Consider the following 15,906-nt stretch of genomic DNA (forward strand, 5'->3'; position numbering starts at 1 on the left):
ATAAGTCAATCTTTGTGCCAATATAAAAAACCAATATAAATTGTCAGTTTGCTATTGGCATGCCAAAAAAATCTGCCAACATGACATTTTTAAGACCTGACAATCATGGCAAATCAATACTTTAGCTGTCATTTTACAACTATTATATTTTAAATTCAAGCCAGGACAATCATTTTAAAAAGCAGTATTCAAAATAATTTAATTAGTACAAAAATCAAAAGTGTATAAAATTATTGATCAGAAATAAAACATATATTTGATTTTAAAATGAACTTTTCTTCCTTTTAATAGTAAAGATATACCTCATTTTAAAAATAGACATCAAAGACATTTATCTACCAGAAAACTCTATCAAACACAACTAAAAAACATATATGAAAGAGATATTTTCATTTTTTCGAGAAACTAGCAAAAAGAGTTTTTTAAAATCTCAGTCCATAATAATCAATCATGAGGATTACGATCCTTATTCGGAAGATTTAAATATCTTAGAAAATTTACTCGATGAAGAAGAATATTCCGAAGTAATAAATTACAATGAGATCAATATCATGCTATCTCCTAGAGCACACTTGTATAAATCTTATGCGCTTCAGCAAATAGGAAACGAAAAAGACGCAAGAATGGAAACAATAATTGCTGATAAAATATTGGAAGGGATCAGCCTGACTGGTGACGGGACGTTAGAATTTCCATATATCGTAACCCGCATATCTGATGAAAGAGACTTTTTAAGGTATTTAAATGAAGACCCAAAAATACAAAGTCTCATCAAATCGAACGACAAAACTATTGATTTACTCGAATGTGTTTCTGGAAAGCAATTTCATTTTGACATTACTAATTGTTTTAAAAGAATGCAAAATTTAATTGATAAAGGAAAACTGCAATTATCACTTGAAGAAGTAGAACAAAAAAAATGGTGGCAGTTTTGGAAATAAGAAATAAACCTGCTAACATCCTTTAGTAGAACATTTTGCATTACTTTCGAATGAGAGAATTCATAAAGAAAATATGAAAAAAACAATATTATTAATTGCAATTACATTTTTGAGTATTTGTTCGTTTGCGCAAACTCAAACAATGAAAAACTATGATTTTAATAAAGGTGGTTATTATATTTTAGGCCTATATTCTGAAAATAACAAAAATGCTTTGAGGGATAGTATAGGAGAATTCTATACGGACGATATTAAAGTTTTAAATCAATTTAAAAAAGTTTGGACTTTCAATAAACCTAGTAAAAAATATTCTTGTGGTTATCATTACGATATTTTTATTTGTAAAAAAGGGCAAATTTTAGAATCATATGCAATAAATCTAGAATGCAAAGTAATAGTTACTGATAAAGGTTATTTTTATTTTGACACCAATAAACTTAGAGAGTTTTACGGAAAATTAAAAAAGCCTATAAGGCAAAATAAAATATTTGAAACTGTAACTGAAGGTAGATTATATCGAGAAAAAATGATAGCAGATGAAAAACTTATTATGACTCCAAATCCAAATTGGTTAGAATTTGAAGGTTCTTTTCGGTTTACTTACAATTGCAAAAAAGGAACTAAAGATTGTTTAGATGAAGATAATAAAATATACAATTCAATTGTTTCGCGAGTAAAAAAGCAATTTCCGCATGAAAAATTTAAAATGAAAAATGTTGGAGGGAGTTGGACGGAAATTGAAATCGAAATAACCTGCAATAAAACCTTATCTGATCAATTTAATTTTAAAGACTTAGAAAGAAATGAGTACTTCGGAAAATGGGAACCATTCAAAGTAAAACTAGATAGTTATTGGATTAAATAAAAAATACTCAGAAATGCTTGTTGACGCTAGATAACATTGTCTAAAAAATATACAAATGAAATACATCAAACCAATAATTCTTATATGTTTAATAACCCTTTCCAAACCTTGTTAAGAAAATATTTAATACCATACAACAAGAGATAATTAACTATAAAAAAACAATCTAAAATGAAATATTCAATCTTAATCATTTTGATTTTATTAATGTCTTGTGCAAAAAAAAATGAATCAAAAACTGTAAAAGTTGAAACTCCGATTAAAATGACAGACAAGTCAGTAAAGTTTTTATGGAGAGAGGATGAATATGACAAAGAATTGAAAGACACTGTTAATACAATTTTCATAAATCAGGAATATTGTAAAAATATATCCGAACCAGAAAGAGCCGCACTCGGATTTGTCTCAAGTTTTATTGGAAGTGAATGCGATTGGGATGGTAAGGCAAATGAGAATTATGACAATTTAAGCTGTAAAATCAATACAGCACTCAATCTTGGTTATCAATGTTCTAACACTCATTTATCTTTTTTAAGAAAGTGGTTCAAAAATGATCAAAAATCATTAGAACGTTTGAAAGACTGTTCTGCAGTGCCATACACAGCAAGCGTACAAAATACATTTGATTATATAAATATTCTAACTAAAGGAGACACAATCAAAATAACATTTAAAGCAAGCGGTGTAAATATGCGCTCTGGCAATTCTTGGAGTTACAAAGAAGAAGATACCTTTGTTTTTAAAAAAGACAATTTATTGCTGGTAAACTCTAAAGAATCAGAAAATGAAAAAGATTCATTTTAAAGAGAATAGAAGAAATAAAAAACAGGAATGAAAAAATTAATATTTAAGTTTTGGATAATTAATTTTCTGATAAGTATTGTTTTATTTATCATTTATAGAATTGTTATTATTGAAACAAAGGCAACCGACGGAGATTGGTTTGAAAACTTCATAGCCATTTTAGATATTCTTTTAAACATAATTCTTTCAACGGTATATTTGATTGGAATACTTATTTGTTCGTTACCATTATTTCTCAATCTCAAAAAAAACATTCGAAATAATTACTACATGTCACTTTTGACATTTTTAGGATTACCATTCATTTTTATTATTACTGTAATTATCATTTTGGCAACAGACAATCAATCCTTTAAAATCAGGCCTATGCAGATCTTTGGCGCTTTTTCTTTGATTTATATATTTCTTTCATCAATACAATTTTTACTGTTTAGAAGAAAAACAAAAAAGCATGAGTTAAATGAATAATCGAAAACATATAGGATTTACGAATAAGTTTTTTTAAAATTCTAAAAACCTTAAAGCAATATATAAATTAAAAACCTCAAAGAATGAACATTGAACTTTTTTCAAGTTTAAATTATGATAATAAAACGTCACAAATTTTAAGCATAGACATAAATGAAAACTTATCTATTGGAGATCTTTTGAATAAAATTCATGAAGAAACAAAAATACCTTTTTATAAAGAGCTAAAATGGGGCGATCATGTAGAAAAAATAGCATGTAGTTATTACTTTAAAACTGGAATTGAATCGGATGAATTTGAAATAATCACTGATTTAGAGCAAAGAATCATTGATTTTCCAAAGAACGGAAAAAACAAAGAACTAAGCTTATTTATAGATGAAAGTGTTGGACTTGTTAACTAGATACAAATTCGATACTAATTTAAATTCCTCATCTGTCATTGAAGATTTAAAACAAGGAAATACTTTGGTTCTCATTGAAAACTTTCCTTTATCAGACGACGCTTTTGAATCATTCATTAATACAATTGGAGTTTCAATTATTGAAAACAGAAATAATAACAGAAAAGCTGTTTTTAATGTGAAAATAGTTAAGCAAAATAGTTTTTTTGAATCTATTGCCAATTCAAACTTAGCTTTTCCTTTACATACTGATTGTGCCGATTTTAATTCGATTCCAAATTGTATAGGTTTATTATGCGTAGAGCCGGCCACCTTAAAACAAGGAGAAAGTACTTTTATGTTCTTAAATGAGGTTATAAATCAATTATCTGAAAAAAGAATTGAAGAACTATTAAATAAAAAATGGAAATTTAGAAATCAATCCAGAAGCATTTTAACGCTTGAGAATAAGACATATAAAATTTGTTATGATAGAATAACCATAGAATCTTTTTCTGAAATAAGTAAAATTGAAATTGATGAATTAAATAAACTTGATGAACTTTTTGAAAGTAATTCATTCGATATCAAATTAAAAAAAGGAGATTTAATCTTGTTTCGAAATGATTTAATGCTGCATGGACGAAAAGGAATTGATATAGACTCCAAAAGATTAATTAAAAGAATAAGATTTACTATTTCATAAAACAGTTAAGTTTATAATTCATAAAAACAACAGACCTAATTAATCCGAAGTTTGTAAATCTAAATATGCTAATAAAAAATAAACGCTCAATCAAACGCTATATGTATATTTAGCAAATAAAATAATTTTTTCACAAAGCCTAAATGGAAAACTACAGTATTATCATCTTCATTCTAACCGTTGTAATAGGAATTGCTGCCTTTGCAGACAAATTAAAACTTCCCTACCCTATTCTTCTCGTTATTGTTGGAGTCGAAATTGGCTTTATCCCAACAATGAATGAAATTGTAATTAATCCAGATATAATCTTTCTTTTATTTCTGCCGCCATTATTGTATGATGCCTCATTCAATATTTCTGCAAAAGATTTTAAAACCAATATACATACCATTACTACATTGGCCATTTGGCTTGTTTTCCTTACCACGGTTGCCATTGCTGTTGTGGCATATTATCTAATTCCAGAAATGACCTGGCCTCTAGCCTTTGTATTAGGCTCAATTCTTTCTGCTACAGATGCAGTCGCTGCGATCAGTATTACAAAAGGCCTTAAAATATCTCATAAAACCATCACTATTCTTGAAGGCGAAAGTCTTATTAACGATGCATCTGCCTTGGTTGCATATCGATTTGCAGTTGCAGCTGTTATGGGTGCGGCTTTTATAATCTGGAAAGCAGCCTTAGAATTCTTTTTGTTACTTGGCGGCGGATTTGTCGTTGGTTTTGTAATGTCAAAAATCTTATCTTTTATACTCGCGCGCGTAAAAAAGAAGCCCGAAGTTACGATCAGTTTTATGCTCTTAATGCCGTTTGTAACGTATTTAATTGCCGAACATCTGCACGTTTCTGGTGTAATTGCCGTAGTGATTTTAGGATTAGCAATTTCGCGTTTCAGCAAAAAAATATTTCCAGAGAGTCTTAAAAATCAATCTAAAGGACTCTGGGATGTGATCATTTTTCTCTTAAACGGATTAATCTTCATCTTAATTGGACTCAATTTCCGATACATTTTAAAGGATATAGACAACGACATGATTCTTCCTTATATCGGATATGCGGTCATTATTACCATCGCAGCACTGTTACTTAGAATGGCAAGAGTATTTTTGCAGAAAATTAATCTTCAAAAAGCCTTTTTGGATAATCGAAGAAAACGAAAAGTGAGCGAACATGCCTTACTCGATTTTAATAATAGTATTATTTTAGGATGGTCTGGAATGCGTGGTATTGTTTCGCTGGCTATCGCAATCGGTTTACCGAGAGCTCTTGAAGACGGAACACCTTTTCCGCATAGAAATGCTATCATATTTATTTCAGTAGCAGTTGTGCTTTTAACTCTAATCGGACAAGGATTAACACTGCCGTGGATCGTTAAAAAACTAAACACAAAAGAAGAAATCATACAAGAACAAAAAGAATAAATACTATTAACTAACCTTTTAAACTAAAAAAAAATGAACCAAGAATTAGAAAGTAAATTTGATGAATTTGACAAACCAGAAATAGTAAGACGAAAATTGCTGCCGTGGTGGATAAAAGTTTTCTGCTGGATTTTTATGATTCTAAGCGTATTTGCTATCGGCACTCTTATAACAAACCTTTTTGTTGATAATGTAAATTTATCTATTTACGGTTTTTCTACTAATAACGCATATTCTGGAGTTGGATTTTTTATAATTGCAATTATGCTTTTAAAAGGATTTGCTGCTTTTTCTCTTTGGTTCGAAAGACCAAATGCAATTATGATTGCTAAAATAGATGCAATTGTAGGTGTTGCAATTTGTATAGCATCTATGTTTATTCTTCCCTTTACTACAGCAAATGGACATTTTTCTTTAAGATTAGAAATTATTCTGCTTATTCCGTATTACTTGAAAGTTAATAATATCGAATATGAATGGGATAATCTTGAAAGCCTTTAATGAAATAAAGAATTGATTATCAGCAAAAAAATGTAATTTTATAAGTAACATTTCGGTCTAATTTAATCTGTTATTAAAATGTCTTCAACGATTCTTTCAACAACACCAGAATCTGAAATTGTTACTTCAAGAATTCTGAGTTTTCCTCAAAAACTTGTTTTTAAAGCCTGGAGCAATCCAGAACATTTAAAAAACTGGTGGGGACCAAAAGGTTTTACCAATACTTTTCACGTATTTGACTTTCGCGAAGGCGGTAAATGGACTTTTACCATGCACGGTCCTGAGCAGGGAAACTATGAAAATGACGTTGAATTCATTAAAATTGACGAACCAAATCTTATTGCATGGAAACGTTATTCGAAGCCTTTATTTCAAATCTTAACGACTTTTGAAGCCATTTCTGAAAAGGAAACTAAAGTAGTTTTTAAAATGCTTTTTGAAACCGTAGAAGAATGTCAAAAATTAAAACCGTATGTGGTGGACAAAAACGAAGAGAATTTTGATAAGCTTGAAGTTGAATTGGGGAAAATGATTTCTTAGACAACTTTTTATTCGTAATTTCGGTTTCTCATTAAATTACAATTAAAAAAATGGCATCATTTATAAAAGAAATCTCTTTTCGCTGGTCAGATCTTGACCCAAACTTTCATGTTCGTCACAGTGCTTATTACGATTTTGGTGCGCAGCATCGTATCGAAATCTTAGAAGAATTGGGCTTAACGCTAAAAGTTATGCAGACACAAGGTTTTGGCCCTGTTTTGTTTAGAGAAGAATGTGTTTTTAGAAAAGAATTAAAACTTTCAGACAAAATATTCATTCATACTAAAACTTCAAAAATGAAAGCTGATGCTTCGCGTTGGTCAATCATTCACGAATTTAGAAGAGAAGACGACACACTTTGCGCAACTATTACTGTTGATGGTGCTTGGATGGATACTAAATTGAGAAAACTAGCATCTCCAACTCCAGAAATTGCTATTCAGGCATTAAGTATTTTCCCAAAAAGTGATGATTTCGTGGGACTTTAAAAAATTTTAATCCTTTTCACAAAATGCATTTCTTGTGAAAAGGAATTTTTACAAATTAGTGAAATACAAATAGTGATGAAATCTGCACCAGCAAAACCAATTGAAACCATTCACCTCTTTCCTATTTTAGACCAGCTGTTAATTGAGCTGCTTACATCATTAACAGAAGAAGAATGGCACGCTAAAACTGTGGCAAAAAAATGGCTGGTTAAAGACATTGCATCACATTTATTAGACGGAAACTTACGCGGATTATCTATTTCCAGAGATCGTTATTTTGGTGAAAAACCTGAAAATATTAATTCTTACAGCGATTTAGTAGATTTTCTTAATCAATTGAATATGACTTGGACAAATGCTGCAAAAAGATTAAGTCCAAATGTTATAATTAATTTATTAGAAACTACTGGAAAAGAATATTCTAAACATTTAGAGATATTAAACCCAAACGAAAACGCCATTTTTTCGGTTGCATGGGCAGGCGAAGAAACTTCTTTGAACTGGTTTCATATTGCACGAGAATATACCGAAAAATTCCTTCATCAACAACAAATTAGGGATGCTGTTGGCAAACAGGCTCTTTTTACGAGAGAATTATTTTATCCATTTATAAATACTTTTGTCCAAGCGCTCCCGCATACCTACAGAGATACAAAAGCACCAGTTAATACAATTGTATCTTTGATTGTATCAACTGAAATTGGTGGAAAATGGAGTATCATTAAAAAAGAAAATCATTGGTCTTTTATTGATTCTTTAGAAGAAGAACCATCCGCATCTGTAGAAATAGCGCCTCAAGATGCGTGGCTTTTATTTTCTAAAGGAATGTCCCCTATTGAGGCTTTAGAAAAAGTCAACATTACCGGCGACAAAGAACTCGGTAAAATTGCCCTAAACGTTGTTGCTGTAATGGCTTAATTTTTAACTCAATCGCTTTTTTGAGATAACTTTAAGAGTGTAATTTTTGGTTTTAAAAATGCATAGCGGTAAATTTATAATCCTAATAAAAACTGCTTTTGAAATGAAAACCTTAAAACTCCTTATACTTTTATTACCTGTTTTTTGCTCGGCACAAGAACAGAAAATCAAGTCATTAGACATCAATTTAACCAATTACGAATATCCTTTTCCAGTACATTTTTTAGAATTGAACAATCAGCGTCAAGCTCTTAAAATGGCATATATGGATATTAAACCAAACAATTACAACAATAAAAATGTGGTTTTACTTCATGGAAAAAACTTCAACGGAGCATATTGGGAAACAACCATAAAAGCTTTAACAAAAGAAGGTTTCCGTGTAATTGTTCCCGACCAAATTGGTTTCGGAAAATCGACAAAACCTGATAATTTTCAATATACTTTTCAGCAATTAGCACAAAACACCAAAAAACTTTTAGAACATTTAGGAATTGAAACAACTACAGTTTTAGGCCATTCTATGGGTGGCATGCTCGCAACTCGTTTTGCTTTGTTATATCCTGAAACTACAGAAAAATTAGTTTTAGAAAATCCAATTGGCTTGGAAGATTGGAAATTAGTCGTTCCATACAAACCTGTAGATTGGTGGTTTGAATCTGAATTAAAACAGAATTACGAAGCCATCAAAAAATATCAAATGGCGAATTATTACGATGGAAAATGGAATGCCGATTATCAAAAATGGGCAGAACTCGGCGCCGGCTGGACAACAGCGCCGGATTACGATCGCGTGGCATGGAATTCTGCTTTACTTTACGACATGATTTTTACACAGCCTGTTTTATATGAATTTAAAAACATCAAAAGTCCAACACTTTTATTAATCGGAACAAGAGACAAAACCGCTTTAGGAAAACCTTTAGTTTCGGCAGAAGTTCAGAAAACGATGGGAAATTATGCTGAGTTAGGCAAAAAAACACAGAAAGCAATTCCGAATGCGAAATTAGTCGAAATTCCAAATACAGGACATTTGCCACATATTGAATCTTTTGATCAATTTATAAAACCATTAATCGTATTTTTGAAATAAATATTTTTTTTTGCCACGACTCGAGCGACAGCGAACAGGCGAAGCAATTCACGAATTAGCACTAATTTTTAATCATTTCAAAGGCTTAATTTGTGTAAATTCGTGTAATTCGTGGCAAAAAATCTAAAATCTAAAATCAACAATCTAAAATAAAAAAACATGTTTACAATAGAACAAATCAAAGAAGCACATTCAAAAGTAAAAAGCGGAGCCGATTTTCCAAATTACATTCAAGACCTGATCATTTTAGGCGTAAAAGGTTATGATACTTATGTTCATGACGGAAGTGTTGTTTACTACGGATTAAACAATTATACTGCGGAAGCGGAAGAAAAATATGCAACAATCACAGTTGCCGATTTTGCAAACAAAGAACTTTTTATAGAAAATTTGGTTAAACATCAGCATGGCGAAACCGATTATATGACATTCTGTAATCATTGTGCTCAAGCAGGAATTGCGAAATGGAGAGTTGATATTGTAGAAATGACTTGTACTTATTTTGATAAGTCTGGAAACGAAATTTTGATTGAAAAAATTCCAAGTTAATTTCTTAAAATTAATCAATGTTATTTTCTAACCAAAAACCAACCACAGCTTTTAAGAAAATCTTATTGGCTGTTCTTTTATTTATTTCTTTTTCAAGTTTTTCGCAAACTAATAAAAAGCATACGAAATTTAAAGTAATTGCTTTTTATACGGCTCAAAACGATCAGGCGCATATAAGCTATGTGCATGAAGCCAATAAATACTTTCCAAAATTAGCTGCTGAAAATCATTTTCAATACGATTCAACCAGCAATTGGGATAATCTGAATGCTACGTTTTTAGCCAAATATCAAGTGGTTTTATTTTTAGACACACGTCCAGAAAAGAAAGAACAGCGAGAAGCATTTCAAAAGTACATGAAAAATGGCGGTGGTTTTATTGGGTTTCATTTTTCGGCTTTCGCTTTAAAAAATTCGAGTTATCCGCAGGATTGGAATTGGTATCACAATACTTTTCTAGGTTCTGGCGAATACGGAAGCAATACATGGAGACCAACTTCGGCGGTTTTAAGAGTTGAAAATCAACATGCTGTTACCAAGAATCTGCCAAAAACTTTTACGTCTGCGCCAAACGAATGGTATCGCTGGTCGAATGATCTGACGAAAAACCCAGATATTGAAATTTTACTAGCAATCGACGAATCTAGTTTTCCGTTAGGAACTGGTCCAAAGGCACACGAAATCTGGCATAACGGTTATTATCCGGTAGTTTGGACAAACAAAAAATACAAAATGCTCTACGTCAATATGGGGCACAATGATATTGATTACGAACACGGAACCAATAAAACGCTGTCTTTTACTTTTGAGAACAAAATACAAAACGATTTAATTTTGAATGCCCTGCTTTGGCTTGGAAATTCAAGAAAATAATATACTAAAATGTCAACTTCTTTTTCTCCAATAATTTCCGCTGAAGAATTAAGCCAGCTCAATCTTGCTGAAATCATTTTAGTCGATGCAAGAGCGGGTGCAAATGCTTTTGAAAATTACCAAAATCAACATTTAAAAGAGGCTCGGTTTGTAGATTTAAATCGTGATTTGGCTGCAATTCCAGAAAATCCAGCCAATGGCGGAAGACATCCTTTACCCTCAATAGAAGATTTTTCTAAAACACTTTCTTCCCTTGGGATTTCTCCAGAAAGCCATGTTGTGGTTTATGATGATAAAAACGGTTCTAATTTTGCTGCGAGATTTTGGTGGATGATGCGTGCCGTTGGTCATGAAAAAATTCAGGTTTTAAACGGCGGATATCAAGCAGCAATTACATTTGGTTTTCCAACAAATTCTGGAGAGGAATTTTTTCCAAAAACAGATTATCCAATTCAAAACTGGCAATTACCTTTAGCTGCTATTGATGAAGTCGAAATTGCCCGTAAAACCGATCAAAACATCATAATTGATGTTCGTGATAAAAACAGATACGACGGCCTTACAGAACCTTTAGATTTAATTGCAGGACATATTCCGGGAGCGATAAATATTCCGTTAACAGAAAATCTGGACGAAAGCGGCCTTTTCAAAGCAGCAGCAATTTTGGCAGAAAAATACAAATCAATACTGGGAGATAAAAATCCAGAAAACATAATCGTCCATTGCGGTTCTGGTGTTACAGCCTGTCATACCTTATTAGCAATGGATTACGCCGGAATTCCGATTCCAAAACTATACGTAGGTTCGTGGAGCGAATGGTCTAGAAACGACCGCGAAATGACCTTGAAACAATAATTAATACTTTTATAGAATACATAATGCAGCATTGGGATATACTTTTATCAAATCAGGTAAATAAAAAAGCTTTTATTGATAACATCTTAAACGGAGAAGCTAAAGGCGAATTGGCCGTTTTTAATAATCTAAAAGGAATTCTGTTTTCGGATATCGCTATCGAAAAATTCATCGAAAAAGAGTTTCAATATGACAGCGTCGAAGCTTCAAAAGATTCACACAGACAGCTTCGTACTTTTTCTTCGGGCGAACGTAAAAAAGAATTCTTAAAATATTGTATCAACCAAAAACCAGATTTCATCATTTTTGATAATCCGTTCGATCATTTAGATCAGGCTTCGAGAGTAATTTTAGCCGATTCATTAAAAGATTTGACCAATGACATTGCAATTATCCAGCTTTTAAATCGAACGGTTGATGTTCTTGAATTTGTTCCGAATAAAGCGCAGATTAATGACAATACATTTGAACTGCATCCTATTTCAAAAACCGAAAATCACTTTAAAACTTTAAATACCGCTTCAATTCCCAAGCCTTTAGAACCACATTCTTTTGACGAAAGTGTTTTAATTAAACTCGAAGAAGTTTCGGTAAGTTACGAAGATCGAAAAATCCTGAACAACATTTCATGGACAATAAAACAAGGGGAATTCTGGCAGTTAATCGGTCCAAATGGTTCTGGAAAAAGTACTATTCTCTCTTTGATTACAGGAGATAATCCGAAAGGTTTTGGGCAGAATTTATTTTTGTTTGGAAGAAAAAAAGGAACTGGAGAAAGCGTTTGGGACATTAAAAAACAAATCGGAATCTTCACGACTTCAATGACCGATTTATTTCAAAAAGGTCACACTCTGGAACAAATGATCTTATCAGGTTTCTTTGATTCGATCGGATTGTATACAGAACCTACAACGCATCAAAAAAACTTGGTAAATCAATGGCTGGAAGTTATTGAAATGACGCATTTGCGTAAAAAACGCTTCATAGATCTTTCTGTAGGACAGCAGCGAGTTGCGTTAATCGTTCGCGCCGTTTTAAAACATCCGCCGTTATTAATTCTAGACGAGCCTGTTGAAGGTCTGGACGACGAAAATGTAGAGTTAGTTATCCAATTAATCAATACCATAAAACAAGAAACAAATGTTACAATTGTTTACGTTTCTCATAGAATAGAACAAGGCCTCGCTCCCACTTCCGTTTTCGAACTTTTGCCGGCAGAAACAGGTTCAACTGGTCAAATAAAATAACATTCTGAATTGAATTAGGATATTTTATAAACCTTTATGGGATTAAGAAAATTAAGCAATTCTTGACCTGCTTAACCTCTTACCAATTAAAAGAAAAATAAGTTTCAAACTTTATCAAACAGTATTAAATGAAATATATAATAATGTTTCTTTTTTTATTGGTTTTAATTTCGTGTTCATCGACAATTTCAACTTCTAAAAAAGAATATCAAATCTCCGAAAAATCGAAACTAGAAAAAGATTGGAAGTATGATCCCAAAGAATGGACTTTGGAAAATCAATCTTTAAACGGAACAGGTTCACCGGAACATTGGGCTGGCATAACTTCAAAAAAAGATTTGCCTGAAAACTATGAAATTACTTTTGAAATTAATTTAACAAGCGGCAATTTATTTGAAGTTATGTTGAATTTTGAAGGTCAAAATTACATCCGAACTTATTTGTATAATATCGATCAAAACATTTTTATTGGCAGAGGAATTTATGACAAAAACAGTGATGAATATGGCAAACGAGGCGGTCCAACAATTTTAAAGAAACCTTTCGATTTCTCTTCCAACGTTTGGCATAAAGTAAAAATACAAGTGCAAAACAAACAGCTGCAGTTTATTGTAGACGAAAATACGTCTTTAGTATGTTCGCTGGAAAAACAAAATCTCAGTCAGAAAGGGAAAATTGGTTTCTTAACGAATGGAAAAGTACAAATGAAAAATTTAAAGATTAAAACTCTTTAATTTTATACCAAATGAAAAACTACAATATTCAGCAGAACAGCGATAAAGAAATGATTATTTCATTTGATTTAATAAAATCATCCTTAATTTTTCCAATCCTTTTTATCGTTTCAATGCTAATTATAGCGCTTACACAAATAAATTTACAAACATTACAAAGTAAATGGCTGTCATTAACTGTTTGTATTATAATTGTAGGCTGTATTGTATTTAAAGATCATTTTGAGTGGTACAAAAACAAGTATCACGTAATCACAATAAAAGACGAAGATTTATACATCAACAATAAATTTCACTGTCCGCTTTACAAACTAAAATCTGTGAATATCTGTTATATCAACAAACACAATATTGGGTGGATGGTCTATCTGGATATTTTTCCAGATTCATCTCATGATTATACTATTAAGAAAAGATTACAAGAAAAAGAAGCTCAAGAACTTGCCGAAACAGTTTCATTATTTTTAGATCGAAAAGTCAAAAAAGAATAAAAAAAGCTCCAATTAGGAGCTTTTTATTTTATACATACAATAGAAATTATCTAATTGACAAATTAACTAATTTTCTAATTGATTATTCTTCCTCATCTGTATTATGCGATTTCACATAATTACGCCATTTCTCAATACATTCTTTAAAATCATCTGGTAATTCGGTATCAAAACGCATTAATTCTCCCGTGTTTGGGTGAACAAATCCAAGTGTTTTCGCATGCAGCGCCTGACGTGGCAACGCTTTAAAACAATTTTCAATAAACTGTTTGTATTTTGTAAAAGTCGTTCCTTTCAAAATCAAATGACCGCCATAACGTTCGTCATTAAACAACGGATGCCCGATATGTTTCATGTGTGCACGAATCTGGTGTGTTCTTCCGGTTTCTAACTTGCAGGAAATCAGAGTTACATAACCAAAACGTTCCAAAACTTTATAATGCGTAATAGCAGGTTTTCCAACTTCAGGATCATCAAAAACAGCCATTTGCATGCGGTCTTTTAAGTGTCTTGCCAAGTTTCCTTCAATAGTACCACTTTCTGCAGCAACATTTCCCCACACAAGAGCAATATACTCACGTTCGGTTGTTTTGGCTTCAAATTGCTTAGCCAAATGCGTCATTGCCGCTTCGGTTTTTGCTACCACTAGAAGTCCAGAAGTATCTTTATCAATTCGATGCACCAAACCTGGGCGTTCACTGCTGTTCATTGGTAGATTATCAAAATGATGCGCCAAAGCGTTTACCAAAGTTCCAGTATAATTTCCGTGACCTGGATGCACAACCATTCCCGGCTCTTTGTTGATTAATAAAAGAGCATCGTCTTCATAAACAATATTCAACGGAATATCCTCAGGAAGAATATGATTTTCAAATGGAGGATGCGACAACATAACCGTTATCACATCAAAGGGTTTTACTTTATAATTTGATTTTATCGGAATATCATTTACAAAAATGTTTCCATTGGTTGCCGCATTCTGAATTTTATTTCGCGTGGCATTCGGAATCAAATACATTAAATATTTGTCAATACGCAAAAACGCTTGACCTTTTGGGACTTCAAATCTGTAATGTTCGAATAATTCGTCTTCCAGATCTAAGTTTTCTTCAATATTATTGTTCATCATTTTGGGTTTCTGCAGGCTCAGTTGCTGTACTGTCTGCTTGGCTTTCATCTACATAACTTGCTTTTCCGTCTCCTAAAACCAAATCGATTTTAGACGCTTTAAGCACACGATCTCCAACTTTTAAGTTTCTTCCTTTCAAACGCATTTCAAGAACCATATCTTTTCCAAGATTCGGAATATATGTAATTGTTCCCGGCTCAAGTCCTAAAGCTTTTAAAGTAGGAACTGCTTCACGATACGTTTTTTCGATTAAATCAGGAATTTTCACAGAAGAAAAACCAGAAGCATTAATTTTAATATAAATTTTTCTACCCACTTTTACCTTAGTTCCAGGAAGCGGATCTTGCTCTACAACGCTATATTTTGGGAATTCACTTCTATAATCAACACTATCCAAAAGCACATAATCCAAATCTAAATCATCTAGTTTCGCTTCTACTTGTTCTTCTGTTAATTTAGCCAAATTCGGAACTTCGATTTCGTGTCCGTGATCAGTTGTAAAAGTCAACCAATGCATAAATAAATAACCAATAACAGCTATAATAGCTGCCGAAGCAAGCAATTGCAAGAAAAAAACTCGGCTTGTTAAATACTGACCTAAACTCATAAATTTATTTTTAATAGCGACAAAGATAAAGTATTTCGTTTCAAAAAAAATGATAATTTTGTTTTAAACAAAGATCTTTAGAATTTGGAATTTTAAAATCTGAATTTCAATTCTCAGGAGCTGTTTCCTGCTGTCCGCTGTATCTTTTGCTTTTTAAAGAAAAAAGCAAAAGGATGCCGCTCCCATCAGGGCTAGGCACTCGGTTTCATAAGAACGTTATTTATTAAAAAATCATATATTCAATAAAGTTTCAATAACAGATTTACACATTTTTAAGGCAAACCTGAAACCTGA

The 15,906-nt window shown here is 31.9% G+C and carries 20 protein-coding genes; 18 read left to right on the forward strand and 2 right to left on the reverse strand.

Annotated elements, in window-relative coordinates; translation table 11 throughout:
• Nucleotides 1–374: 374 nt before the first annotated feature.
• From ACFSC2_RS23985 to ACFSC2_RS24070, 18 genes are all read left to right on the forward strand, one after another.
• Nucleotides 375–941 carry a DUF4919 domain-containing protein gene (locus ACFSC2_RS23985; RefSeq protein WP_379813633.1) on the forward strand — a complete coding sequence of 189 codons (567 nt, stop codon included), beginning with the start codon at nucleotides 375–377 and terminating at the stop codon, nucleotides 939–941.
• A 142-nt stretch (nucleotides 942–1,083) separates the two neighbouring features.
• Nucleotides 1,084–1,806: a hypothetical protein gene (locus ACFSC2_RS23990; RefSeq protein ID WP_379813634.1), complete on the forward strand. Its 723-nt coding sequence runs from the start codon at nucleotides 1,084–1,086 to the stop codon at nucleotides 1,804–1,806.
• A gap of 171 nt (nucleotides 1,807–1,977) precedes the next feature.
• Nucleotides 1,978–2,610, forward strand: coding sequence for a hypothetical protein (locus tag ACFSC2_RS23995; protein ID WP_379813635.1), 633 nt, complete (start codon nucleotides 1,978–1,980; stop codon nucleotides 2,608–2,610).
• A gap of 27 nt (nucleotides 2,611–2,637) precedes the next feature.
• Nucleotides 2,638–3,078: a hypothetical protein gene (locus ACFSC2_RS24000; RefSeq protein WP_379813636.1), complete on the forward strand. Its 441-nt coding sequence runs from the start codon at nucleotides 2,638–2,640 to the stop codon at nucleotides 3,076–3,078.
• A gap of 83 nt (nucleotides 3,079–3,161) precedes the next feature.
• Nucleotides 3,162–3,482: a hypothetical protein gene (locus ACFSC2_RS24005; RefSeq protein ID WP_379813637.1), complete on the forward strand. Its 321-nt coding sequence runs from the start codon at nucleotides 3,162–3,164 to the stop codon at nucleotides 3,480–3,482.
• Nucleotides 3,457–4,167 carry a TauD/TfdA family dioxygenase gene (locus ACFSC2_RS24010; protein WP_379813638.1) on the forward strand — a complete coding sequence of 237 codons (711 nt, stop codon included), beginning with the start codon at nucleotides 3,457–3,459 and terminating at the stop codon, nucleotides 4,165–4,167. Before ACFSC2_RS24005 ends, ACFSC2_RS24010 begins: the two co-directional genes overlap by 26 nt.
• Before the next feature lie 143 nt (nucleotides 4,168–4,310).
• Nucleotides 4,311–5,588: a Na+/H+ antiporter gene (locus ACFSC2_RS24015; protein WP_379813639.1), complete on the forward strand. Its 1,278-nt coding sequence runs from the start codon at nucleotides 4,311–4,313 to the stop codon at nucleotides 5,586–5,588.
• Nucleotides 5,589–5,621: 33 nt separating this feature from the next.
• Nucleotides 5,622–6,089, forward strand: a complete 468-nt coding sequence (locus tag ACFSC2_RS24020; protein WP_379813640.1) for a hypothetical protein — start codon at nucleotides 5,622–5,624, stop codon at nucleotides 6,087–6,089.
• A gap of 78 nt (nucleotides 6,090–6,167) precedes the next feature.
• Nucleotides 6,168–6,629 (forward strand): SRPBCC family protein, encoded by a 462-nt coding sequence (locus tag ACFSC2_RS24025; protein WP_379813641.1) that lies wholly within the window; start codon nucleotides 6,168–6,170, stop codon nucleotides 6,627–6,629.
• 50 nt (nucleotides 6,630–6,679) lie between these two features.
• Nucleotides 6,680–7,117: an acyl-CoA thioesterase gene (locus ACFSC2_RS24030; protein WP_073409155.1), complete on the forward strand. Its 438-nt coding sequence runs from the start codon at nucleotides 6,680–6,682 to the stop codon at nucleotides 7,115–7,117.
• Nucleotides 7,118–7,192: 75 nt separating this feature from the next.
• Nucleotides 7,193–8,035 carry a maleylpyruvate isomerase N-terminal domain-containing protein gene (locus tag ACFSC2_RS24035; RefSeq protein WP_379813642.1) on the forward strand — a complete coding sequence of 281 codons (843 nt, stop codon included), beginning with the start codon at nucleotides 7,193–7,195 and terminating at the stop codon, nucleotides 8,033–8,035.
• Nucleotides 8,036–8,138: 103 nt separating this feature from the next.
• A complete protein-coding gene (locus ACFSC2_RS24040) occupies nucleotides 8,139–9,128 on the forward strand; it encodes an alpha/beta fold hydrolase (protein ID WP_379813643.1) in 990 nt (329 codons plus the stop codon).
• A gap of 159 nt (nucleotides 9,129–9,287) precedes the next feature.
• On the forward strand, nucleotides 9,288–9,677 hold the full coding sequence (locus ACFSC2_RS24045; protein WP_379813644.1) for a DUF1398 domain-containing protein: 390 nt from the start codon (nucleotides 9,288–9,290) through the stop codon (nucleotides 9,675–9,677).
• A gap of 17 nt (nucleotides 9,678–9,694) precedes the next feature.
• Complete coding sequence (locus ACFSC2_RS24050) at nucleotides 9,695–10,549, forward strand: ThuA domain-containing protein (RefSeq protein WP_379813645.1); 855 nt, start codon at nucleotides 9,695–9,697, stop codon at nucleotides 10,547–10,549.
• 9 nt (nucleotides 10,550–10,558) lie between these two features.
• Nucleotides 10,559–11,404 (forward strand): sulfurtransferase, encoded by an 846-nt coding sequence (locus ACFSC2_RS24055; protein ID WP_379813646.1) that lies wholly within the window; start codon nucleotides 10,559–10,561, stop codon nucleotides 11,402–11,404.
• 23 nt (nucleotides 11,405–11,427) lie between these two features.
• Nucleotides 11,428–12,651 (forward strand): ATP-binding cassette domain-containing protein, encoded by a 1,224-nt coding sequence (locus tag ACFSC2_RS24060; RefSeq protein WP_379813647.1) that lies wholly within the window; start codon nucleotides 11,428–11,430, stop codon nucleotides 12,649–12,651.
• A 128-nt stretch (nucleotides 12,652–12,779) separates the two neighbouring features.
• A complete protein-coding gene (locus ACFSC2_RS24065; protein ID WP_379813648.1) occupies nucleotides 12,780–13,385 on the forward strand; it encodes a 3-keto-alpha-glucoside-1,2-lyase-like domain-containing protein in 606 nt (201 codons plus the stop codon).
• An 11-nt stretch (nucleotides 13,386–13,396) separates the two neighbouring features.
• On the forward strand, nucleotides 13,397–13,876 hold the full coding sequence (locus tag ACFSC2_RS24070) for a hypothetical protein (protein ID WP_379813649.1): 480 nt from the start codon (nucleotides 13,397–13,399) through the stop codon (nucleotides 13,874–13,876).
• Between the two features lie 82 nt (nucleotides 13,877–13,958).
• Here the strand turns inward: ACFSC2_RS24070 and ACFSC2_RS24075 are convergent, their stop codons facing one another.
• Both ACFSC2_RS24075 and ACFSC2_RS24080 read right to left on the reverse strand, forming a co-directional pair.
• Complete coding sequence (locus tag ACFSC2_RS24075) at nucleotides 13,959–15,002, reverse strand: RluA family pseudouridine synthase (protein WP_379813650.1); 1,044 nt, start codon at nucleotides 15,000–15,002, stop codon at nucleotides 13,959–13,961.
• Nucleotides 14,992–15,612 (reverse strand): PASTA domain-containing protein, encoded by a 621-nt coding sequence (locus tag ACFSC2_RS24080; RefSeq protein WP_379813651.1) that lies wholly within the window; start codon nucleotides 15,610–15,612, stop codon nucleotides 14,992–14,994. The genes ACFSC2_RS24075 and ACFSC2_RS24080 overlap by 11 nt, the downstream gene beginning before the upstream one ends.
• Nucleotides 15,613–15,906 lie beyond the last annotated feature (294 nt).

The sequence above is a fragment of the Flavobacterium artemisiae genome (assembly GCF_042678225.1).
Classification (GTDB): domain Bacteria; phylum Bacteroidota; class Bacteroidia; order Flavobacteriales; family Flavobacteriaceae; genus Flavobacterium; species Flavobacterium artemisiae.